The organism is Bradyrhizobium viridifuturi (assembly GCF_001238275.1).
GTDB lineage: Bacteria > Pseudomonadota > Alphaproteobacteria > Rhizobiales > Xanthobacteraceae > Bradyrhizobium > Bradyrhizobium viridifuturi.
Genome location: NZ_LGTB01000025.1, coordinates 106990 through 129322, shown reverse-complemented (window position 1 = coordinate 129322; position 22333 = coordinate 106990). Strand labels below are relative to the sequence as shown.

At 65.4% G+C, this 22333-nt stretch carries 20 protein-coding genes and 4 pseudogenes; 4 read left to right on the top strand and 20 right to left on the bottom strand.

Features of this window, described 5'->3' with window-relative positions:
* Positions 1-195 precede the first annotated feature (195 nt).
* A complete protein-coding gene (locus ALC15_RS22990) occupies positions 196-552 on the bottom strand; it encodes a hypothetical protein (RefSeq protein ID WP_050629214.1) in 357 nt (118 codons plus the stop codon).
* A 139-nt stretch (positions 553-691) separates the two neighbouring features.
* On the opposite strand from ALC15_RS22990, the gene ALC15_RS22985 reads away from it, so the two are divergent.
* The 3 genes from ALC15_RS22985 to ALC15_RS22975 all read left to right on the top strand — a co-directional run bounded on the left by ALC15_RS22985 (position 692) and on the right by ALC15_RS22975 (position 3027).
* Positions 692-1552, top strand: coding sequence for a DUF72 domain-containing protein (locus ALC15_RS22985; protein ID WP_050629227.1), 861 nt, complete (start codon positions 692-694; stop codon positions 1550-1552).
* Between the two features lie 11 nt (positions 1553-1563).
* Positions 1564-2025, top strand: coding sequence for a DUF488 domain-containing protein (locus ALC15_RS22980; RefSeq protein WP_050629213.1), 462 nt, complete (start codon positions 1564-1566; stop codon positions 2023-2025).
* A 147-nt stretch (positions 2026-2172) separates the two neighbouring features.
* Positions 2173-3027 carry a hypothetical protein gene (locus tag ALC15_RS22975; RefSeq protein WP_128089558.1) on the top strand — a complete coding sequence of 285 codons (855 nt, stop codon included), beginning with the start codon at positions 2173-2175 and terminating at the stop codon, positions 3025-3027.
* A 237-nt stretch (positions 3028-3264) separates the two neighbouring features.
* On the opposite strand, the pseudogene ALC15_RS22970 reads toward ALC15_RS22975, so the two are convergent.
* From ALC15_RS22970 to ALC15_RS22880, 19 genes and pseudogenes are all read right to left on the bottom strand, one after another.
* Positions 3265-4178, bottom strand: a pseudogene (locus ALC15_RS22970) (PhzF family phenazine biosynthesis protein).
* A gap of 99 nt (positions 4179-4277) precedes the next feature.
* Entirely contained in the window at positions 4278-5177 is a 900-nt protein-coding gene (locus ALC15_RS22965; RefSeq protein ID WP_050629226.1) for an amidohydrolase family protein, read from the bottom strand.
* 15 nt (positions 5178-5192) lie between these two features.
* The gene (locus ALC15_RS22960; RefSeq protein ID WP_050629211.1) at positions 5193-6437 is read right to left on the bottom strand and encodes an MFS transporter; all 1245 of its coding nucleotides are present in this window, start codon (positions 6435-6437) and stop codon (positions 5193-5195) included.
* A gap of 46 nt (positions 6438-6483) precedes the next feature.
* Entirely contained in the window at positions 6484-7212 is a 729-nt protein-coding gene (locus tag ALC15_RS22955; protein ID WP_050629210.1) for a GntR family transcriptional regulator, read from the bottom strand.
* A gap of 71 nt (positions 7213-7283) precedes the next feature.
* Complete coding sequence (locus ALC15_RS22950; protein WP_430649186.1) at positions 7284-8603, bottom strand: adenylate/guanylate cyclase domain-containing protein; 1320 nt, start codon at positions 8601-8603, stop codon at positions 7284-7286.
* Between the two features lie 44 nt (positions 8604-8647).
* Complete coding sequence (locus ALC15_RS22945) at positions 8648-9811, bottom strand: ABC transporter permease (protein ID WP_050629209.1); 1164 nt, start codon at positions 9809-9811, stop codon at positions 8648-8650.
* Between the two features lie 18 nt (positions 9812-9829).
* A complete protein-coding gene (locus tag ALC15_RS22940) occupies positions 9830-10789 on the bottom strand; it encodes an ABC transporter ATP-binding protein (RefSeq protein ID WP_050629208.1) in 960 nt (319 codons plus the stop codon).
* Positions 10786-11577, bottom strand: a complete 792-nt coding sequence (locus ALC15_RS22935; RefSeq protein WP_050629207.1) for an HlyD family secretion protein — start codon at positions 11575-11577, stop codon at positions 10786-10788. The genes ALC15_RS22940 and ALC15_RS22935 overlap by 4 nt, the downstream gene beginning before the upstream one ends.
* On the bottom strand, positions 11574-12299 hold the full coding sequence (locus tag ALC15_RS22930; protein ID WP_050629206.1) for a TetR/AcrR family transcriptional regulator: 726 nt from the start codon (positions 12297-12299) through the stop codon (positions 11574-11576). Before ALC15_RS22930 ends, ALC15_RS22935 begins: the two co-directional genes overlap by 4 nt.
* Before the next feature lie 238 nt (positions 12300-12537).
* Positions 12538-12948 (bottom strand): DUF2000 family protein, encoded by a 411-nt coding sequence (locus ALC15_RS22925; RefSeq protein WP_050629205.1) that lies wholly within the window; start codon positions 12946-12948, stop codon positions 12538-12540.
* 137 nt (positions 12949-13085) lie between these two features.
* Entirely contained in the window at positions 13086-13436 is a 351-nt protein-coding gene (locus ALC15_RS22920) for a DUF4189 domain-containing protein (protein WP_050629224.1), read from the bottom strand.
* 287 nt (positions 13437-13723) lie between these two features.
* A pseudogene (locus ALC15_RS22915) lies at positions 13724-15327 on the bottom strand (NTP transferase domain-containing protein).
* Positions 15324-16025: an XdhC family protein gene (locus ALC15_RS22910; protein WP_050629204.1), complete on the bottom strand. Its 702-nt coding sequence runs from the start codon at positions 16023-16025 to the stop codon at positions 15324-15326. Before ALC15_RS22910 ends, ALC15_RS22915 begins: the two are co-directional and overlap by 4 nt.
* Before the next feature lie 7 nt (positions 16026-16032).
* A pseudogene (locus ALC15_RS42065) lies at positions 16033-16350 on the bottom strand (XdhC family protein); the annotation flags it as partial.
* A gap of 29 nt (positions 16351-16379) precedes the next feature.
* Positions 16380-17582, bottom strand: coding sequence for a vWA domain-containing protein (locus tag ALC15_RS22900; RefSeq protein ID WP_050629202.1), 1203 nt, complete (start codon positions 17580-17582; stop codon positions 16380-16382).
* Between the two features lie 163 nt (positions 17583-17745).
* Complete coding sequence (locus ALC15_RS22895; protein ID WP_050629201.1) at positions 17746-18654, bottom strand: AAA family ATPase; 909 nt, start codon at positions 18652-18654, stop codon at positions 17746-17748.
* A gap of 99 nt (positions 18655-18753) precedes the next feature.
* On the bottom strand, positions 18754-19560 hold the full coding sequence (locus ALC15_RS22890) for an FAD binding domain-containing protein (RefSeq protein WP_050422266.1): 807 nt from the start codon (positions 19558-19560) through the stop codon (positions 18754-18756).
* A 66-nt stretch (positions 19561-19626) separates the two neighbouring features.
* Positions 19627-20111, bottom strand: a pseudogene (locus tag ALC15_RS22885) ((2Fe-2S)-binding protein).
* A 168-nt stretch (positions 20112-20279) separates the two neighbouring features.
* The gene (locus ALC15_RS22880) at positions 20280-20726 is read right to left on the bottom strand and encodes an SRPBCC family protein (protein ID WP_016840413.1); all 447 of its coding nucleotides are present in this window, start codon (positions 20724-20726) and stop codon (positions 20280-20282) included.
* Between the two features lie 210 nt (positions 20727-20936).
* Here ALC15_RS22880 and ALC15_RS22875 point away from each other — a divergent pair, with 210 nt between their 5' ends.
* Positions 20937-22292 (top strand): 3-carboxy-cis,cis-muconate cycloisomerase, encoded by a 1356-nt coding sequence (locus ALC15_RS22875; protein WP_050629200.1) that lies wholly within the window; start codon positions 20937-20939, stop codon positions 22290-22292.
* Positions 22293-22333: the final 41 nt, after the last annotated feature.

Here is a 22333-nt window from a genome sequence, read left to right as displayed (position 1 = left end):
GGCTGCGCCGCGGCAGGCTGGGTCGGGTGACGGAGCTGGCTCGGCGACGGCCCGTAGATGAACGCCGCCGCCAGCGCGATGGCTGCGACCACTGCGCCCAAGAAGCCTGCCGTCGATTGTGAGCGCATCCCGATCATCCCCTCGCCTGCGCGGATTGATATCAAAAATCGGCCGGCCGCAACAGGATTCGGGAACCTATTTCGCCGCGGCCTTCCGGCGGGTGAAGGCGGTCACGATGTCCTTCTGCGCCAGCTCGATCGCGCGGTTGGCGGTGGTCAGATTGGCGTCCGCATCCTGCTTGGGAAATTGCAGCGTCAGGAAGTCGATCAGCGAGACCCGGAAGTTCTGCCGCTCCGAGGGACAGACATTGGCGATCAGCGAGGTGAACTCCTGATCGGACATCGCCTTGTTGCTGTCGCGGGGATATTCGCGGGCGAGACAATTCCAGTAGGCGTCGCGGCCGGTGATCGCGAGCTTGTGCGCGTCGTCGACCTCGTCGGCCATCGCGGCTGACGATGTGATCAAGAGGGCGGCCGCCAGCAGCATACGCATGCGTTGTTCTCCCGTTTTTCGGCATCCTAGCCAACGCTTGCGATCACGATAAGCACCGCCGCGCCAATCTGGCAAACTGGCCAATCACGATTATTTTGACTACTCTCTATTCCCTTCCCTCCTCACGATGAGTGCAGTCGTGGCCAAAGCTCCCACCAAGGCGACCAAGACCGACGCCAAGACGAACAACAAGACGACCAAGACGGACGCAGGCAACATCTATATCGGCGTCGGCGGCTGGACCTTCGAACCGTGGCGCGGGGTGTTCTATCCGGACAAGCTCACCCAGGCGAAGGAGCTGTCCTACGCCGCCTCGAAGCTGACCTCGATCGAGATCAACGGCACCTATTACGGCTCGCAGAAGCCGGAGAGCTTTCGCAAATGGGCCGGCGAAGTACCCGACGGCTTCATCTTCTCGCTGAAGGGGCCGCGCTTCGCCACCAACCGCCGCGTGCTCGCCGAGGCCGGCGATTCCGTGAAGCGATTCTACGATTCGGGCGTGCTCGAGCTGAAGGACCGGCTCGGCCCGGTGCTCTGGCAGTTCGCGCCGACCAAGAAGTTCGACGGCGCCGATTTCGGCAAGTTCCTCGAGCTGCTGCCGCGCAAGCTCGACGGCCGCGCGCTGCGCCATGTCGTCGAAGTGCGCCACGACAGCTTTTGCGTGCCCGAGTTCGTCGCCCTCATTCGCGAGCACGAGGTGCCGGTGGTGTTTGCCGAGCACGGCAAGTATCCGGCGATCGCCGACGTCGCCAGCGACTTCGTCTATGCGCGGCTGCAGAAGGGCAATGACGAATTGAAGACCTGCTATCCGCCGAAGCAGCTCGACGCCTGGGCCAAGCGCTTTCAGGACTGGGCCGGCGGCGGCGAGCCGGACGACCTGCCGAAGGTCGACAAGACAGCGCCGAAGAAGGCGCCGCGCGACGTGTTCGCCTACGTGATCCACGAGGGCAAGGTGCGCGCGCCCGCGGGCGCGATGGAACTGATCGAACGGGTGAAGTGAAGGCTTTAGCGATGGCGAAGGCGAAGCGGCTGTTCACCATCGGCTACGAGCAGACGCCGTCGAAAGCCGTGCTCGACGAGCTAGAGCAGGCCGGCGTCAAGCTCCTGGTCGACGTTCGCGCGGTCGCCTCCTCGCGCCGGCCCGGCTTCTCCAAGAGCCAGCTCGCCGCGGGTCTCGACGAGCGCGGCATCGGCTACGTCCATCTGCGCGGCCTCGGCACGCCGAAGAGCGGACGGGAGGCGGCGCGCAGCGGGCAATATGCGCTGCTGCACAAGATCTATTCGGCGCACCTCAAGACGGTGCAGGCGAAGGAAGAGCTCGACGAGCTGTCGGCGCTGGTGAAGAAGTCCGGCCCGGTCTGCATCCTCTGCTACGAGCGCGACCACGAGCACTGCCACCGCCGCTGGATCGCCGAGATCATCGAAGAGCGCGACGGCGTCAAGATCGAGAATTTGGCCGCGCCGCAGGTCTAGCAGAAAGCTTTCTGCTCAGTCAGAGCATTGCCCGTTTTGACCCGAAGCAGAATCGCACCGTGCGAAATTGCCGCGATAACATTAGTCATTGCCGGCGTCTTCCGCTAAAGGTTGTCGACGATTGGTCCGCAACTTTTGGATGATTTGGTGCAGGTCGAAAGAATTCTTCGGAGCCGCGCCGGCACGTTTGTCGTCATCGGCTGGCTTCTTTTCGTGGTGTCGATCCCGATTTGCCTTTTGGTTGTCGCGGTTACGGCTATCAGTCTAACCTATTTCCCCGCAAGCCCGCAGGTCCCATTTGATGCGTACGACAATAATGCTTCCTGGATATTTCTTGCTTCCGTCGCGTTTGCCGCGGTTGCGTCCTCAATCGCGCTTGCTTTGGATTTCCGAGCCACCGCGTCCGCGTTGGTGGTTGTGACTTGGAGTATCACTATTGCCGGCATTCCGGCTGCTCGTTTGTTTGTGAAACCTGGACCGGAATATTTCGAGCGGCATGTCGGCCAGGAAGTCTTTTTGGTGCCCTGGAAGTACGTGCCGACCAGTCCTGGGGTGCCCGTTGACAAAATGCCGAAGGAGGTTGGCTTCTCTGCGAGCCTCTGTTTTTCCAATCTCGGGGGGCGAACCGACGTAGGCTGCGGCTATATTCAGAGCGTCCATGTTTTACCCAGCGAGAACAGTGATGCTGATCCCGATCTAAGATCATGGCGCGAGTACCGATCTCAGATGAGTCCTGGCCCGGACCGCAACGGGTATCAATCATTCGACTTGAGCTTTACGCGGTCTGATGGCCACCCGTCGGTCGGACATTACTTCGCTCGTCTGAACTCGAACGGACAGCTCACGCGGCTTGTCATCTGTGGCGCCAACAGCGAGAAACTCTGCACAACCCACGCGCTGGCGGGCAATTATTGGCTTCGATACCAAGCAGGCTTGGCAGAGGGCGATGAGGTGCTCGACGGCAAGCTCGCGGCGTTGATCGAGTCATGGCGACGAAATTAGCGTGCTTGAATGAGTACACGTTCCAGAGCGTGATGAGATTGGGTTGAGCTGGAGCGGCGTCTATGGTTCACCTCTCCCTCAGGAGAGGTCGATTTGCGCAGTAAATCGGGTGAGGGGTTACGGTCCATGGAGGGAACAAAAGCCCTCACGCGGATTGCTTCGCAATCCGACCGATCCCCAACGGGGGGAGGTGAAACGAGACCGCGCCGGGCGGATTCAACCAAAACGCATCCCGCCCTACCCTTCTCCCTCCAGGCGCAACGTCCCCTGCATCATCTGCACACAGCGCCGCCGACATGCGCCGATATGTTTGCGCCGGCCTGCTTGCGCACGCGGGTCAGCAGCAGGCTCGGCCGGCCCATGTCAAAGCCCTGGCCGACCGTCAGCTTCAGGACGCCGTCACGTAGCGGATCGAGCGCGGCCAGCAGCGCGGCCGCGGCGACCGTGGCGCTGCCTGTGGCCGGGTCCTCGATCAGGCCGCTTGATCCCGAGAAGAACATCCGTGCCTGCAGATCGCACGGCGCCTCCGCGGCCGGGACGTCGCGGGTGTAGAAATACGCGGAGAATGCGCCGTCGCGCGGAAAGAAGCGGCCAAACGCCGCCGCATCCGGCTTTGCCCGTCGCACCGCATCGCGCGATGCGACTTCAAAGACCAGAAATGGAGTTCCGACGCCAACCACCTGCGGTGCCTGGCGATCCGTCCTGACGTCGTCTGCCGTGAGCGAGATCAGGCTCGCGACCTCGCCGGCGGAGAATTGCGCCAGCCGCGACAGCGGCTGCGGCGCGGTCAGCTCGGTGGCAACGACCCTGCCGCCGTCTCGTGTGATGTCGACCGGCACCAGCCCCGCCTTCTCCTCGAACACCAGACGCGGCTTCGGCTCCTTCGCAAGCTGCGCCAGCACGAAGGCGGTACCGACATTGGGATGCCCGGCGAACGGCAGCTCCCTGACCGGCGTGAAGATGCGAACGTTGGCGTCATTGGCCGCATCCTGCGGCGGCAGCACGAAGGTCGTCTCGGAGTAGTTGAACTCGGTCGCGATCGCCTGCATCTGCGCGGTCGACAGTCCCTCGGCGTCGAGCACCACGGCGAGCGGGTTGCCGCCGAAGGCGCGGTCGGTGAAAACGTCGACAGTGATATAGCGCCGCTGCATCGTGCTTGTCCTTGTGCTCCGGTCATCCGCGACCGCTGGCATCATCGTAGCACGGCTGCAATGACGCCCATCAGAGCACTCGGTACAATCGCGCGCGAGCTAGAAGCGAAACAGCTCGCGCGGCGATGCCAGGACACGCGCGCGTTCATCGGCATCAGTGACGAGTTCGTCGAGGAATTTGCGGTTCTTCGCATAATTCTGCGTCGTTTCGAACTGCGTGTGCGGCCAGTCGCTGCCCCACAACAGCCGGTCGACGCCGTAGGCGTTGCGCAGCAGCGGATAGGCTTGCTTCGCGAATGCCTCGCCGCTCGGACCATTGCGGTACGGCGCCGATATCTTGACCCAGACATTGCCCGTCGTGCCGAGCTTGAGCACCGACTGGAAACCGGAATCGTCGACGCCGAGTTTCGGATCGGGCAAGGCGAAGTGATCGAGCACGACCTTCACACCCTGGTCGAGCAGCCGTGGCGCGAGCATCGCGAGGTCCGTCGCGTTGCGCTGGATCTCGACCTGCCAGTCGAGCGTCCTGATCTCTGCCAGCAGCGCCGTCCACTCCGCCGACGTCAGATCCGGCAGCTGCTGGCCGACCAGATTGAGACGGATGCCGGCCACGCCGGCGCGATCGAGTGCGCGAAGCTCGTCCGCCGCGACGGCGGGATCGACCACCGCGATGCCGCGCAGCCGGCCATTGGTCGCCTTCAGGCATTCGACCAGATAGGAATTGTCGGTGCCGAGAAAGCTTGGCTGCACCAATACGCCGTTGGTCATGCCGTTCTGGTCGAGCTGCTGCAGATAGAGCGCGAGCGGCGCGTCGTAGTCGGGCGCGTAGCGCCGGCCCGGCGCGAGTTTCAGGCCGCGATGGAAGACGTGGGCGTGGGTATCGATCGCCGGTTGCGGCACCTCAGCCCTCACTCTGCGCGTCAAACCGCCTGCCGACAACGCGGCAACCATCCCCGCGGCAAACCGGCGCCGCGTCAAGCCATGTTGGTCCGATGTCATGATCATTCCTCATCATCACGCGCGCGCAGCGGTGGCCTGCTCGAAAACCTTGCCGCGGGTTTCCGGCAGCATCAGCACCGCGACCAGCACCAGCGAATAGGCGAAGGCCGCGTCGATTCCTATCGCAGCCCCAAGCCCGATGTGATCGCTGAGATAGCCGACCAGGAAGGGAAATGCGGCGGAGACGATGCGGCCGAAATTGTAGCAGAAGCCGACGCCGGTGCCGCGCACGCCGGCCGGATAGAGCTCGCTGAACAGCGCCGCCATGCTGGCGGGAATGCCCGCCGAGAAGAAGCCGAGCGGGAAGCCGAGCACCAGCATCTGCGAGTTGGACAGCGGCGCGAAGATATAGACCAGCACGGTCACGACGCAGGCGGCGGCGAACAGCGTCACGTTGGCGCGCCGACCGATCCGGTCGCTGATGATCCCGGAGGCCACGCAGCCGCAGAAGAAGGCGACGATGATCACGGCGAGATAGGCGCTGGAGCCGAGCACGGAGAGATGCCGCACTTCGCGCAAATATGTCGGCAGGAACGTCGTCAGCGCCGCATAGCCGCCATGGGCGCCGATGCCGAACAGGCCGCCGATCAAGGTCGACCGCAGCACGTCGCGGTGGAAGATTCCGGCGAGCGTCGCGAAGAACGGCGGGTCGGCTTGGCGCGATGCGACGCGCGGCGGCTCCTTCAATCCACGCCGGATGTAGAGGATCAGCAGCGCCGGGATCAGGCCGACCGCGAACAGGACGCGCCAGGCGATATCGGCCGGCGCATAGGTGAACACCAGGGCCGAGAGCAGCACTGCCGCGCCCCAGCCGACCGCCCAGGCGCTCTGCACCGCGCCGAGCGCCTTGCCGCGATGTTCGGGCCGAATGATCTCCGCCATCAGCACCGCGCCGCAGGCCCATTCGGCGCCGAAGCCGACGCCCTGAATGGCCTTCAGGACCACGAGCTGGCTGTAGTTCATCGCGAAGGCCGAGGCGAAGGTCGCCAGCGCAAAGGTCGCGACCGTGATCTGCAGCGCTTTCACGCGCCCGAAGCGGTCGCCGAGCGCGCCGCCGAGCCAGCCGCCGAACGCGCCGAAGAACAGCGTGACCGAGCCGAGCAACCCCGCATCGGCCTTGCTGATCCCGAATGCGGTGATCAGCGCCGGAATGGCGAGGCTGAACATCTGGACGTCGAGCGCGTCGAGGCCCCAGCCGCCGAAACTTGCCCAGAAGGTGCGCCGCTCGAGCGGCGAGCATTCGCTGTACCAGTTCACCAATATTCCTCCCTGAAATGTCTTGTGTTGTTTTATTTGCTTGCCGCGCTCATCTGATCTCGGCGTGGTAGCGGAAGCGGTCCGCCGGCCCGCGCGAGCGGCGCCATTCGATCGGCCGCCGCTCCAGATCGAACGCAAGGCGCTCGATCACGATCAGCGGCGCGTTGGCCTCGAGCCGCAGCAGGCGCGATTGCATCTCGGTCGCGATCTCGACGGTGAGGATTTCATCGGCGGAGACCACGACCTGGCCGCAGCGGTCCTCGTAGAGCGGATACAGGAGATCGCCGAACTCGGCGGTCTCGAGCGACAGGATCGCCTCGAAGCGCGACCTCTCGAGCCAGATCTCCTCGGCGAGCAGCGGCACGTCGTCGATCAGCCGCAGACGCGACAGGCTGATCACGGGCTCGCCGACTGAGATGCGCAGCGCGGAGGCCACCGCCGTTGGCGCCGGCATCGCCTTGCGCCGCAGGATGCGGCTTTGCGGCACGCGGCGCTCGCCGCTTTCAGACTGGAAGCGGAAGAAACGGAACAGCGAGGAGTTGAAGCGCGCACGGCGAACGAAGGTGCCGCGGCCCTGCTGGCGCTCCAGCACGCCGTCGCTGACCAGCTGGTCGATCGCCTTGCGCACGGTGCCGATCGCGACGCCGTAATGCGCGCCGAGCTCGGCCTCCGAGGGGATCAGATCCCCCGGACGCCATTCATTGCGATTGATGCGCGCCGCGAGATCGTCGCGGAGACGCTGGTAGCGCGGCAGGCGGTCATCGAGAGCTGAAGTCATCTAGTCATCTATATGAGTAGATGATATCGAGTCAATCGCTACCCTGATACCTTAGGCGCTCAAAGCGTGGCCTACCCCAATTGCCAGACCGGCACCGGGCGCTCGTAGCCCCGCACCGGGATCTCGCCGCGCGACACGGCGTCCGTGCAGTCGTCGCCGAGCGCATCATGCACGGCAGACGAGATCAGGAATTGCGAGCCGAGCTCCTTGTTGAGCGCCTCGAGCCGCGCGGCAAAATTCACGGTGTCGCCGATCACTGTGTACTCCTTGCGCCGCGGCGAGCCGATATTGCCGGCGACGACCTCACCAATATGAATGCCGATGCCGATCCGCAGCGGCCAGCTCGACGATGCATTGGTGCGCTCATTGGCGGCCAGCATCTCGCGCGCGGCGGCGACCGCCTGATGCGCGGCGTCGCCGGTCTCGAACGGCGCACCGAACAGCGCGAGAAAGCCGTCGCCGAGAAACTTGTTCACGATGCCGCCGTGGCGATCGAGGATGTCGACCAGCACCGCGAAGGCGCCGTCGAGCCTGTCCACCACCTCCTGCGGCGAGCGCGTACTCGCCCCCGCGGTGAAGCTGCGGAAATCGACGAACATCACCGCGACGCGGCGGACGTCGCTTCCGGTAGAAGCGCCCTCCGCCATCAGACGTTCGACCACCTGCGGCGAGACGTGCTGGCCGAACAGGTTGGTGATGCGGTCGCGCGCGGTGGCGGCCATGATGCTGGCGCCGAACTGACGCCGCAGCTGCATGCCGACGGTGCCCGCCAGCACGCCCGAGACCAGGATCACCACACTGCGCGCGGCGTGATAGAAGAAATCCGGCGCGGGATCGAGCGTCCCGTCGGGACGATAATACATCGCCATCCAGAACAGCTCGGAGGCCGCAACGAAGCCGGTGAAGGTCGACAGCCAGAAATCCAGCCGCAAGGTCGAGGCGATGATGAAGATGAAATAGACCAGCGGCGCGACCCAGCCGAGCGCCGCGACGGGGCCCATGCTGTCGATATGCAGGGCGAGCGCGACCGTCGGCATCGACGTCTCGATCAGCGCGCCGACATAGCGCCTGATGATCGGCAGGTCGCGCCCCTGCTTCTGGTGCCTGATGATCGCGCTGTGCACCCACAATTCGAACAGGATGAACGGCACCATGACGGAGTAGATATAGGACGGCTTGAAATTGCCGTGCCACACCCGGGCCAGCGCCTCGGGAGCCGCGACGTAGATCGTCGAGGTGATCACCGAGAACGCCACGGCGATGCCGATCAGCACCTTGATGCGCAGCAGCTCGGTGGTCATCACCTCCTGCATCAGGGCGTGATGAAAGTCGGCGGAGACCGTCGTGTCCTGCGTCGTCTTATCGCCGCCCCGCCAGCCAGCCATCGTCATCGCCCCGGTCACCATGCCAGAATGACTCCTTGCTCATACTAGCCTCAATCGAGCGTGCGGCGGAAGCGCGTCACGGCGACGGTCATGGCGAACAGCATCAGGGCAGCCAGCGCAATCGTGTCATATTGCAGGTTCGGCATCGCCGCCCCCTTCAGCATGATGGCGCGGACGATGCGGATGAAATGGGTCAGCGGCAGGACCTCGCCGATATATTGGGCCCAGACCGGCATGCCGGCGAACGGAAACATGAAGCCGGAGAGCAGGATGCTCGGCAGGAAGAACATCATCGAGAGCTGCATCGCCTGCAGCTGGTTCTGCACGATGGTCGAGAATGTATAGCCGATCGACAGATTGGTGGTGATGAACAGCGTGGTGAGCAGCCCCAGCAATGTGAGGCTGCCGAGCACCGGCACGCCGAACAGCAGCACGCCGATGCCGATGATCAGCCCGGCCTGGATGAAGCCGACCATCACGTAGGGGATGATCTTGCCGAACATCACCTCGACCGGCTTGATCGGCATCGACAACAGGCTTTCCATGGTGCCGCGCTCGATCTCGCGTGTCACCGACAGCGCGGTGAAGATCAGCATGGTCATGGTGAGAATGGTCCCGACCAGGCCGGGCACGATGTTGAGGCGCGATTCCGCCGCCGGATTGTAGCGGGCATGGGCGCGGATCTCGAACGGCATTTCGGGCGGATCACCGATGTGCAGGTCGTGTGCCAGCGCGCCCTGCACCAGTGGCCCGAGCGCGCCGAGCGCCGAGCCCGCCGCGACCGGGTCGGTGGCATCCGCTGCCACCAGGAGCGCCGGCTTGTCGCCGCGCCGCACCGCGCGCTCAAAGCCGCGCGGGATCTCAACGCCGAACAGCACCTTGCCGGACTGCAGCAGCTCGTCGAGCTGCTCGACGGTGTGCACCTCGCGCGTGAAGCGGAAATAGGCGGTGTTCTCCATCGCCTTCAGGATCGAGCGTCCGAGGTCGGAATCTTCCTGTAGCAGCACCGCGGTCGGCAGATGCCGCGGCGTGGTGTTGATGGCGAAGCCGAACAACAGGAGCTGCATGACCGGAATGATGATGATCATGGCGAATGACACGCGGTCGCGGCGAAGCTGGATGAACTCCTTGACCAGCATCGCGTAGCTGCGGCGCCAGAAGCCGAACGCCGGCTCCCTCTCCTCGCCATTCCGGATCGTATCCGTCGCACTCATGGCACTTATCCCTGACGATTATCCTTGGAAGTTGTCCTTGGAGCGTCCCATCAGATCGATGAAAACATCCTCGAGCGACGGCTCGCTCGGCTGCCAGCGCCACTTTGAATTGTCGCGATAGGGCGCAATCGCGGCTTCGAGCGCCGCCTTGTCGCGGCCGGAAACGTGCAGGCTGGTGCCGAACGGCGCCACCATGTCGACGCCGGGCTTGCCGGTCAGCTCGGCCATCAGGCCGTTGAAATCCTCGCCGGTGACCGTCCAGGTCGACAGCCCGGACTTCGCGATCACCTGGTCCACGGTGCCATGCGCCAGCAGATGGCCATAGGCGATGTAGGCGATCTCGTGGCAGCGCTCGGCCTCGTCCATGTAGTGGGTCGAGACCAGCACGGTGAGGCCCTCGGCGGCAAGCGCGTGGATCTCGTTCCAGAAATCGCGCCGCGCCTTGGGATCGACGCCGGCGGTCGGCTCGTCGAGCAGCAGCAATTGCGGATTGGGCAGCGTGCAGGCGCCGAGCGCGAGCCGCTGCTTCCAGCCGCCGGACAGCTCGCCGGCGAGTTGTTCCTCGCGGCCCTTCAGCCCGATCCGCGCGATCATGTCGGCTGCGGCGCGGCGCGCGTCCGGCATGCCATAGAGCCGCCCGACGAACTCCAGATTCTCGCGCACCGAGAGATCCTGGTAGAGGCTGAAGCGCTGCGTCATGTAGCCGACCTTGCGCTTGATCTTGTCCGCATCGCGCCGGATGTCGTAGCCGAGGCAGGTGCCCTCGCCGCTGTCGGGCGTCAGCAGGCCGCACAGGATGCGGATGGTGGTGGTCTTGCCGCTGCCGTTGGGACCGAGGAAGCCGTAGATCTCGCCGCGCTTGACCTGCATCGACAGGTCGTGGACCACCTCGCGTCCACCAAACGACTTGGTCAGGCCCTTCACATCGATGGCGATGGACGATGCGTCGGACCGCGCACTGGTCGAATCGCCTTTCATCTGCGGTCCGCCGCCGCCATCGGCGTCTTGGGGTTGAGGTAGATGCTGATCGGCTGGCCGACGCGTAAACTATCGGGCCGGCTCGGCCGCGCCTGGATCAGGTAGACCAGCTTGTTGCGCTCATCGAGGCTGTAGATGACCGGCGGCGTGTACTCCGCGGTGGTGGCGATGAAATAGATCTTGGCGGTGAGATCGGCGGCGCAATTGTCGCACGTCACCCGCACCTCGTCGCCGAGCGCGAGCTTCGGCAGCTCGGTCTCCGGCACGAAGAAGCGCAGCTTCATGTTGCCGGGCGGCATGATCGACAGCACCGGCCGCTGCGCCTGCACCATCTCGCCCTCGCGAAAATAGATCTGCTGGATCGAGCCCGCAATCGGCGCAAAGCCCTTGCGGCGGTCGAGCCGCGTCTGCGAGGTCACGACGCGTGCCTCCGCAACCCGCAGCGCCGAGACCGCGGAATCGAGGTTGGCCTGGGTGCCGGCGCCGGTGCCGCGCAGCGAGGCGGCGCGGTCGTAGCTCTGCTTGGCATTGGCCAGGGTCGCGTTGTTCTGGTTGAGATCGGCGCGCTGCAGATCGTCGTCGACCGAATAAAGCAGTTCGCCGGGCTTGACCTCGTCGCCCTCTCGCACGTTGAGCTTGATGACGCGGCCGGACTCATCGGGGCTGACGAAGATCATGTCGGCCTCGACCCAGCCCTGGAAGCCGGGATCGCGCTTCTCCTTGCACCCGGCCAGCGCCGCCGCCAGCGCGACGACGGCCACGAGCTTCATCATGCGCGACGCGGTCATGTCTTCCTCCGTTCGCCGAAAATCAGATCGAGATGAACCTTGAACATCGCGAGCCCGTCGAGCGGCGCGTGCCGCGCGAACAGGCTGTGCCAGATCACCGCGACGATCGCGGGCGCCACCACCAGCTGCGGGAAATCGCCGAGCTCGCGGTGCTTGATCTCGCCGCGCGTGATTGCGAGCTGGACCAGCGCCTTCATGCCGGTCAGGCCTTTCGACACCACCTCGCGGAAATAAAAATCGGCGATCGCCGGAAAGCGCGGTCCCTCGGAGACGATCAGGCGGATGATGTCGCCGCGCCGGGTGGAGACGACCTCGCGGATGAAGGTCTCGGCAAACCCCTCCACCGCATCGCGCACCGGACCGGTGATGGTCGGCAGCGCCGTCATGCGGCTGATCAGCGGCACCAGTGCGGTGCGGATCAACTCCTCGAACATCGTCTCCTTGTCCTTGAAGTAGAGATAGAGCGTGCCCTTGGCGACGCCCGCCCGCTTGGCGACATCGTCGAGCCGGGTCGCGGCAAAGCCGCGGGCGATGAACTCATCCATCGCCGCCTCGATGATCGCAGCGCGCCGCTCCGCCGATTTCTCGGCACGGTTCGAGGCGGGCTTGACCTCGGGCAGTTTTGCCGAGGTCACCTTCGGGGCCCTCGCCGCGGCGGCCCGGATTGTGGTCCGGCGTTTGGTCGGCTGGGTGCGGGTCGTGTTTCCGGTGCGCTCTGTCATGGCCACAATATGACTGACTGGTCAGTCATTGTCAATCCGATATGAGGTAACGCGTTCCCTTACGAAAGGTTGCTGTTCGCCGGCTTGAGCGCGATCAAATCACCGCACGTTCTTCGTCATTCCGCGGCTCGCGAAGCGAGAGCCCGAAATCCCATTGAGCCGCAGAACTCCTGGATGAATGGATTCCGGGCTCGACGCTGCGCGTCGCCCCGGAATGACGGCGGGAAGCGGTGTCGCGCTACGTGTGAAACTTCAGCCCGTCGAGGATCTTGTCGACCACCTTGCGCTCGGCGCGAAAAGCGAGACCGACCAAATTGAGGTCGGTGCGCGCCACCGCCTTCACGACCTCGCGGTTGGCCGCATCATGCGTGGTCTTGAACATGTCCTCGGTGTAGAGCGCCGGCTTCACGTCGCGCGCCAGCGCGCGCTCCAGCGCCCGCGACAGCTGCGCGCGGTCGGCGCCGTAGATCAGGATCGGCTGGCCGATCAAAGAGAGATATTGCGTCCCCGAGCCGTCCTCGTAGTTCTCGCCGATGCATTCGGGGAAGGAAGCGGCGATGCCACCGGCAAGAAACGACGCCACGTTGAGCTTCTGCCAGACTTCCAGGTCGGTGCGGATCACGACCGCGATCTTGGTGTCGAACTGCATGGCGGTAAATCTATCCGCAGGCCGATAGCCAACACCAGCCCTGACGGCGCATCCCTCGCCTGCCCGTCAGACGCCAACGTTCGTTTCCTGCAAGGCTTATGCGCGGCCAACCATCGCCGCTATTCTTGTAGCCCGCCCTAGCCCTTGGCGTCGCAGGCCCAGGCGCGGATCACGCATTCCTTGCCGCCAAACTCGTAGCACTTCCTGGTCGCGGCGTTGAGCGAGCTCGAGATCTTCGGCGCCACCGCATAGCCATGGGCGCCGCAGGGATTCTTCATGTCGATCGAGAGCGCGGCGCAGGCGCGTTTCATGGTGACGGTGGTGCAATCGCCCTTGCACTGCTTCAGCGCCGCGGCGCGCGCCGCGCCTTCCGCGGGATAATCGTAGGCTTGGCCATAGGCCCCGCACTTTCCGACCGCGAACGCGCCGGCCGCGCGCGCCTTGGGGATGAAGCTTTCCACGGAGAAACGCGTGGCCCCGAGCAGCAATGTCAGGACAAGTATCGTCAGCGCGCGGCGCTGCGCGGCGGCGGTCGAAATGATCAAGTGGAAATCCCCCAAAGTCCGGCGCGGACTTTACGCAGGGGTCGTTGCCAGATGGTGAATGATGGGTTGATGGCAGGACGCCGCTCAATCCGTTCGTCGTCCCGGCGAAGGCCCATAACCACCGAACGCTGTTGTGGGCGAAGCAGCGGCCCCAGCCGCGCAAGACAATCCGCATTTGTGGTTATGGGTCCCGGCTCGCGCTTCGCTTGGCCGGGACGACGCGGATAATCCTAGCCCTGCCGCGCGGCTTCCAGCGCCTGCGGCGTGTCGATGTCGAGGAAGGCGCTGTTGCCTTCGACCGGGACTTCGGCGACCACTTCGGCATGCTTGGCGATCAGATGACGGGCGCCGATGTCGCCGTCGAGCGTCATCAGCTCCTTGAAGAAGCGCCGTGACCACAGCACCGGATTGCCGCGGCGGCCCTCGCTGACCGGCACCGCGATCAGATGGCCGCGGTCCGGCGCGAAGGTTTCGATCAGGCGGTCGATCAATTGTGCATCGATCAGCGGCATGTCGCCGAGGCAGACGATCGCGCCGTCGGCGCTGTCTGATACCGCGGAGATGCCCGCCTTCACGGAGCTCGCGAGCCCACCGGCGAAATCCGGGTTGCGCACGAACTTGACCTTAAGTCCATCGAGCGCCTGCTCGACCAGGTCAGCCTGATGCCCGGTGACGACGATCACCTCCGAGCCTTCGAGGCCAGCGCCTGCTCGGCGACGATGCGCGCGAGCTTCTTGCCGTCGAGCTCGGCAAGCAGCTTGTTGGGTCCACCCATCCGGGTCGAGCGGCCGGCGGCGAGCACGATCGCCGCGACGTGGCGGTTGCCTTCGGTGTCCGGCACGGTGCGCGGCTGCGGCCGCGTCACGATCTCCATCAACAGCCCGCCGACGCCCATGCCGGTGAGATCCGACCGCGTCACCTTGATACCGGCGAGCAGCCGCATCAGCACCCAGTCGAAACCATTCTCGACCGGCGAGCGCGCGCAGCCCGGCGCACCCAGCACCGGCACGCCGCCGGCGCTGCCGATCAGCAGCAGATTGCCGGGATCGACCGGCATGCCGAAATGCTCGACGGCGCCGCCGATCTCCGTGATCGCGGCCGGGATGACGTCGCGGCGGTCGGCGATTGCGGATGCGCCGAACACGATGACGAGCTCGGCGCCGAGCCCAAGCAATTCCTTGATCGACGCGGCGAGCACGGTCTCGTCATGCGGCACGCGGCGCTCGGCGATGATGGTGGCGCCGGCCGGTGCGAGGCGCTCGGCGGTGACGCGCAGCGTCTTGTCGATCACCTTCGGCGCGAGGCCCGGCAGCAAGGTCGAGACCACGCCGACCTTCTTGATCACGTAGGGCGCGATCCGCAGCGTATCCTTGCCGGCCACCGCGACGGCGGCGTCGCGCAGCCGCCCCTCGACGCCGAACGGGATCAGCTTGACGGTCGCGATCATCTCGCCTTCGACCACCGGCTTGAACGCCGAAAGCGTCGCGAAGGTGATCGCTTCGTCGACGCCATTGATGCGATCGACCGCGGCACGGTCGACCACCAGCACGCCGGGACGCGCCGCGAACAGATTGGCGCGGCCGGTGAAAGCACGCTCGACATTGACGCCCTCGCCCGCCACCGCCTGCGCGATGCTGGCAGCGGCGACGTCTTCGGAGACGTCGCCGTCCTCGAGCCGCACCACGACAACGTCCTTGACGCCGGCCCTGGTCAGCGCATCGACTTCCTCAGGGCCGATCGTGGTGCCCTTCTTGAGCACCAGCGAACCCTGGCGGAGCGTATGCACGGTGACGCCGCCAATCGCGTCGGCCGGATTGGCGGGACCGAATTTCATGCCGCTTCTTCTTTTTCTTTGGGAGGCAAACGCAGCTGCGCGGTGATCTCGGCCATGATCGCGACCGCGATCTCCGACGGCGACACGGCGCCGATGTCGAGCCCGATCGGCGCGTGGATGCGCGCGATGTCGCTGTCCTTGGCGCCCTGCGCACGCAGCCGCTCGGCACGCTTGGCATGGGTCTTCCGCGAGCCCAGCGCGCCGATATAGAAGCAGTCGCGGTCGAAGGCGTGCAGCAACGCCGGATCGTCGATCTTCGGATCATGCGTCACCGCGACGAACGCGGTGTAGTGATCGACATTGAGCGGCGGCAGCGCGACGTCGGGCCATTCGGCGACCAGCGGCACGTCGGGGAAGCGCTCGGGGCTTGCGAACGCCGTGCGCGGATCGACCACCGTCACGTCATAGTCGAGCGAGCGCGCCAGCGGCGCCAGGGCCTGGCTGATATGGACCGCGCCGATGATCACGAGCTTTGCGGTCGGCGCGTAGACGTTGAGGAACAGCTTCTTGCCTGCGACCTCGACATTGCCGCTCTTGCCCATTCGAAGCTGCTTGGCGAGCTCGGCGCGCAGCGGATCGGCGGCGATGTCCGCGGCCTTGACCAGGCGCTGCTCGCCATTGGCGGTGTCGGTGACGATGATGACCGGGCGGCGCGCGGCGCGCTCGGCGTTGAGTTCTTTCAATATCTCGAGCTTCACGGCTAGCGACCTTCTCGACGAAGACGCGGATGGTGCCGCCGCACGACAGGCCGACATTCCAGGCGGTCTCGTCGGCGACGCCGAATTCGAGCATCTTGGGCTGGCCGCTCGCGATCACATCGAGCGCCTCGGTGACGACGGCGCCCTCGACGCAGCCGCCGGAGACTGACCCTAGGAACGTGCCGTCGTCATTGATGACGAGGCTGGAGCCGGCCGGGCGCGGCGCCGAGCCCCAGGTCTCGACCACGGTAGCGAGCGCCACGCCATGGCCCTGCTTCTGCCAGGTCTCGGCGGCCTGAAGGATGTCTTCGTCTCGGTTGAGCATGGTGGCCTCCTGCTATCGGGTCAGGCTTCTTAGGCTACAGAACGGATCAGGCTGCGGTGGTGCGCCGGCGGCGGGGATGACAGCGCCCCGATCAAGCCCTTGATGGACGTCAAGTTATGCACCGGGCGAAATTCGTCAACGTGGGGCAACATCATTTTGATGCCCTGCGCCTTGGCCTCGAAGCCGGAGTAGCGCAGCAGCGGGTTGAGCCAGATCAGGCGGCGGCAGGAGCGGTGCAAACGGTCCATTTCGAAGGCCAGTTTGGCATCCGCCTCCCGTTCTAGTCCATCGGATATAAGGAGGACGATGGCGCCCTGCCCGAGCACCCGGCGGCCCCAGAGCTGATTGAAGGTGTGCAGCGAGGTCGCGATCCGGGTCCCGCCGGCCCAGTCCTCGACCGAGGACGAGCAACTCGCCAGCGCCTCGTCGGGGTCACGCGCCCGTAACGCGCGCGTCACATTGGTCAGGCGGGTGCCGAACAGGAACACCGAGACCCGCTTGCGGGCATCGGTGATGGCATGCAGGAAGTGCAGGAACAGGCGGGTGTACTCGCTCATCGAGCCCGAGATATCGAGCAGCGCCACGATCGGCGCCGGCTTCTCGATCCGGCCGAGCTTCCTGATATCGATGATCTCGCCGCCGGTGCGCAGCGAATTGCGCACGGTGCGGCGCATGTCGAGCCGCAGGCCGCGCGCGTCGGGCTGATAGCGGCGGGTGACCAACTCGGCCTGCGGCAGACGCATCTTGGCGATCTCGCGCGTCACCTCGGCGATCTCGGCCGCGGTCATCTGCGCAAAATCCTTCTTCTGCAGGATCTCCTTGTCGGAGACCGAGAGCTTCAGCTCCTGCTCCTGGGCCTGCGGGCGCTCCTCGTTTCGCGCCGGCTGCGCCATCGCCTCCTGGACCCGGCGCGAGGCCGGCGGCGGCTTCTTCTTGGCGTGGTCCGGCAGCGGCACCGAGTCCAGCATGCTCTTCCACTCCTCGGCGGCGCGGAAGAACAGCATGAAAGCCTGGCGGAAAATCAGCGCGTGCTCATGGCGCTTGACGAAGATCGCCTCCAGCGTGGCGTAGAAATCGAGGCGATTGCCGACCTCGATCAGCTGCAGCGCATCGAGCGCATCGATCACCGAGCCCGGCCCGACGGGGAGCCCGGCTGCCCGCAGCGCGCGGGCGAAGCCGATCACGTTGTCGGCCATGTGGCCGGTCGGGGGATTGAGGTGGTTGATCGGCATCGAACTATCCACTCCCGTCATTCCGGGGATCGCGAAGCGAGAGCTATGATGCGCAATTGCGCATCTGAGAATCCATTCTTCAGCGTCAACGCGGCCCGATGGATTCCTGGTTCGATGCCGCGCATCGCCCCGGAATGACGAATGCTGTTACGACGCGCGCGGCTTACGTCTCGCTCGTCGCTTCCTTCAATGTCTTCTGCAACGCATCGCCCTGCATGCGCGCGATGTCGTCCTGGTACTTGAGCAGCGCGCCCAACGTGTCGCCGACCACCTGCGGCGTCAGCGAGCGGGCGTCGAGCTCGGACAGCGCGGTGGCCCAGTCGATGGTCTCGGCGACGCCAGGCGACTTGTAGAAATCCTGGCTACGCAGCGCCTGCACGAAGCGCACGACCTGCTGCGACAGTTTTGCGGAGATGTTCGGCACCCGCGACTTGACGATCGCGAGCTCGCGCTCGGCTGTGGGATAGTCCACCCAGTGATAGAGACAGCGCCGCTTCAGCGCGTCGTGGATCTCGCGCGTGCGGTTCGAGGTGATGATCACGATCGGCGGCGCCGGCGCCTTCACGGTGCCGAGCTCGGGGATGGTGACCTGGAAGTCGCTGAGGATCTCCAACAGATACGCCTCGAACGCCTCGTCGGCGCGGTCGAGCTCGTCGATCAAGAGCACCGGCGGGCCGGCGACATCGGGCTCGAGCGCCTGCAACAGCGGCCGCTTGATCAGGAAGCGCTCGGCGAAGATGTCGCTGGCGAGCTGGTCGCGATCGGTATCGCCGGAGGCTTCCGCCAGGCGGATCGCGATCATCTGCGCCGCGCTGCTCCACTCATAGACGGCGGAGGCGACGTCGAGGCCCTCGTAGCATTGCAGGCGGATCAGCTTGCGGCCGAGCGCCGCCGACAGCACCTTGGCGATCTCGGTCTTGCCGACGCCGGCCTCGCCTTCGAGGAACAGCGGCCGGCCCATGCGCAGCGCGAGATAGGTGACGGTCGCGAGCGACCGCTCGGCGAGATAGCCGCGCGAGGTCAACAGCTCCTCGAGCGCATCGACGGAAGTGGGTAACGCCGATGCACTCATGGAACAGCCAGTCTTCGAACGGAGGTCAGCAAGGTCACGCGTGAAATCTAGTCCTTGGGATCCAGTTCCGATCTAGTCCCTTGGATCTAGTCCTTGGATTTAGTCCTTGGCGTTGGCGGCTTCCACCGCCCGGCGCGTCAAGACGCCGATCAGGTGGGCGCGGTATTCCGCACTGCCGTGCAGGTCGCTGTTCAGCCCTTCGGCGGGAACCGCGATGCCGTCGAGCACCTTGTGCGAGAAGCGCTTCTTCAAGGCCTCCTCGAACGCGGTGGCGCGGAACACGCCGTCGGAGCCCGCGCCGGTGACCGCGACGCGGACGTCGGACGGACGCTTGGCCACGAACACACCGACCAACGCATAGCGCGAGGCCTGGTTGCGGAACTTGATGTAGGCCGCCTTCTTCGGCACCGGGAACATCACCTTGGTGATGATCTCGTCGGCCTCGAGCGCGGTCGAGAACAGGCCCTGGAAATACTCCTCGGCCTTCAGGCGGCGCTTGTTGGTGACGATGGTCGCGCCCAGCGCCAGCACCGCCGCCGGATAGTCCGCGGTCGGGTCGTTGTTGGCGAGCGAGCCGCCGATGGTGCCGCGGTGGCGGACAGCGGGATCGCCGATCAGGCCGGCCAGTTCGGCCAGCGCCGGGATCGCCTCGCCGACGATCGCGGAGTTCGCGACCTCGGCGTGCTTGGCGGTGGCGCCGATCACCAGCGAGCGGCCCTTCATCTCGATCGTGTCGAGACCTTCGATATGGGAGAGGTCGACCAGATGCGGCGGGCTCGCGAGCCGCTGCTTCATGACCGGCACCAGCGTGTGACCGCCGGCGATCAGCTTGGCGTCCTCGTTCTTCACCAGCAGGTTGGCGGCCTGCCGTACGGTGCCGGGACGGTGATACTTGAATTCGTACATTGGCGAAATTCCTGGGAATGTCCTGATCGCGGTCGCGATGAATTGCTGACTAGCCTGGTCGACTTGTTAGGCGAGGTCCGACTTGGCCATCGCCTTGGCGCCGGCGGCGATCGAGGCCACGATGTTCTGGTAGCCGGTGCAGCGGCACAGATTGCCTTCCAGCTCCTCGCGGATCACTTCATCGCTGAGCTCGTGGCCCTTGCGATGGACCAGGTCGACCGCAGTCATGATCATGCCCGGCGTGCAGAAGCCGCACTGCAGGCCGTGATGCTCGCGGAAGGCTTCCTGCATCGGATGCAGCGGTGCGCCGTCGGCCGCCAAGCCCTCGATGGTCTTGACCTCATGACCGTCGGCCATCACCGCGAGCGTGGTGCAGGACTTCACCGCCTTGCCGTCCAGGTGCACGACGCAGGCGCCGCACTGCGAGGTGTCGCAGCCGACATGGGTGCCCGTCAGGCGCAGGTTTTCGCGCAAAAACTGGACCAGAAGGGTACGGGGGTCGACATTGGCGTCACGGGGTTGCCGTTCACGATCATTGAAATCTTGGCCATCAGCACTCTCTTATCTGCGCCACCGCATATCGGCGAAGCAGGCGGTTTAAAATCATTCCAGACGGCATAATATGGGCGCGCCCCGCGATGGGCAACCTTTGGAGCCACCCATCCAGGACATAGCGGGAAGCCTTGGCCGGACCCAGATAGTCCAACCGGAAAGCAGGCCTAACCCTGCACCGCCTTTGCAAAATTTGCAAAGAATTCATCGGCCAGCTTCTTGGCGGCGCCGTTGATCAGGCGCTGGCCGAGCTGGGCGAGCTTGCCGCCAATCTGCGCCTCCACGTTGTAGCTCAGAAGCGTGCCGCCATCCTTGTCGGCGAGGCCGACGGTGGCGCCGCCCTTGGCGAAGCCGGCGACCCCGCCCTCGCCTTCACCCGAGATCTTGTAGCCGTTCGGCGGATCGAGATCGCTCAAGGTGACCTTGCCCTTGAAGCGGGCCGACACCGGGCCGACCTTCATTTTCGCGGTGGCGCGGAAGCCGCCCTCGTCGGTCTTCTCCAGCTCTTCGCAGCCGGGAATGCAGGCCTTCAACACTTCGGGATCGTTGAGCTTGTCCCACACAGCCTGGCGCGGCGCTGCAAGCTGGACTTCGCCGGTCATCGTCATGGCCATGGGGGACCTCCTCGATCGCAAGAAACCTTTTCTCCCAAGTAAAGCAGCCCGGGCGCAAAGGAAAGGCCACCTTGGGAGGATGAGCGATGCATATTCGCAACCGCAGCAAGCCAAGCGCATCGTTCACGAAATCGCGCGGTCCGCTTGCCGAATATGACGGCAGCGCAGGGGCATTGGCAGCGACGCGCAGGAGTGGTTAGGTCGCGCGCAATGAGCACAGCCCTCTCCCCCCTGCTTGCGCCGATGCTGTCGAGCGCCGCGATGCGCGCGGTGTGCGACGACGCCGCCACCCTGCAGAACATGCTGGATTTCGAGGCGGCGCTGGCCCGCGCCGAGGTGGCCTGCGGCGTGATTCCCGCAGCCAGCGCGGGACCGATTGCCGCGGTCTGCAAGGCCGAATCATTCGACCTCGCCGCGCTGGCCGATGCCGCGACGCGATCGGGCAATCTGGCGATCCCGCTGGTCAAGACCCTGACCGCTGACGTCGCCAAGGCGGATGCCGAGGCGGCGCGCTATGTGCATTGGGGCGCGACCAGCCAGGACGTCATCGACACGGCGACCATGCTGTCGCTGCGCGCCGGCATCGATGCGCTGCTTGCCGACCTCGACCGCGCCGTTGCAGGCTTTGCCGGGCTCGCACGCGCCAACCGCGACACCGCAATGGTGGCACGGACCTGGCTGCAGCACGCGCTGCCGATGCCGTTCGGCCTCAAGCTCGCCGAATATGCCGCGGCGCTGCATCGCTCGCGCAAGCGGCTTCAACGGCTGCGCCGCGAGACGCTGGCCCTGCAATTCGGCGGCGCCGCAGGCACGCTCGCCGCGCTCGGCGACAAGGGCCTCGCGGTCGCGGCAGCCCTCGCGAAAGAGCTCGACCTGCCCCTGCCCGACGCGCCCTGGCACACCCATCGCGACCGCATCGCGGAGGCGGCGTCCGTGTTCGCAATCCTCGCCGGCAGCTGCGGCAAGATCGCGCGCGACATTTCGCTGATGATGCAGACCGATGTCGGCGAGGCCTTCGAGCCTGCCGGCGCCGGCCGCGGCGGCTCCTCCACCATGCCGCACAAGCGCAATCCGGTGGCGGCCGCAAGCGCGCTGGGCGCCGCGACCATGGCGCCGAACCTCGCTGCCACGATCTTCGCCGCGCAGGTGCAGGACCATGAGCGCAGCGCCGGTCCCTGGCATGCGGAATGGCCGACCTTGCCGGGCCTGATGCTGGTGACCTCGGGCGCGCTCGCCGCGACCGTCGATCTCGCCGAAGGATTGGAAGTCGATGCGGCGCGGATGCGCGTCAACCTCGATGCGACGCATGGGCTGATCATGGCGGAAGCCGTCACCTTTGCCCTTGCCGACAAGATCGGCAAGAGCGACGCCCATCATCTGATCGAGGCTGCCAGCAAGAAAGCGGTCGCGGAGAAGAAGCATCTGCGCGACGTGCTGTCGGTGGATGCCAAGGTCACGGCGCATCTCGACGACAAGCGAATCGCAGAATTGTTCAAGCCGATGGCCTATCAGGGCGCCTCGCAGGCGCTGATCGACCGGCTGCTGGCTTCACTGGATGACAAGTAGCGACGGCGTGAAGCAACGACGCGCTTCGCCGCACATGACGA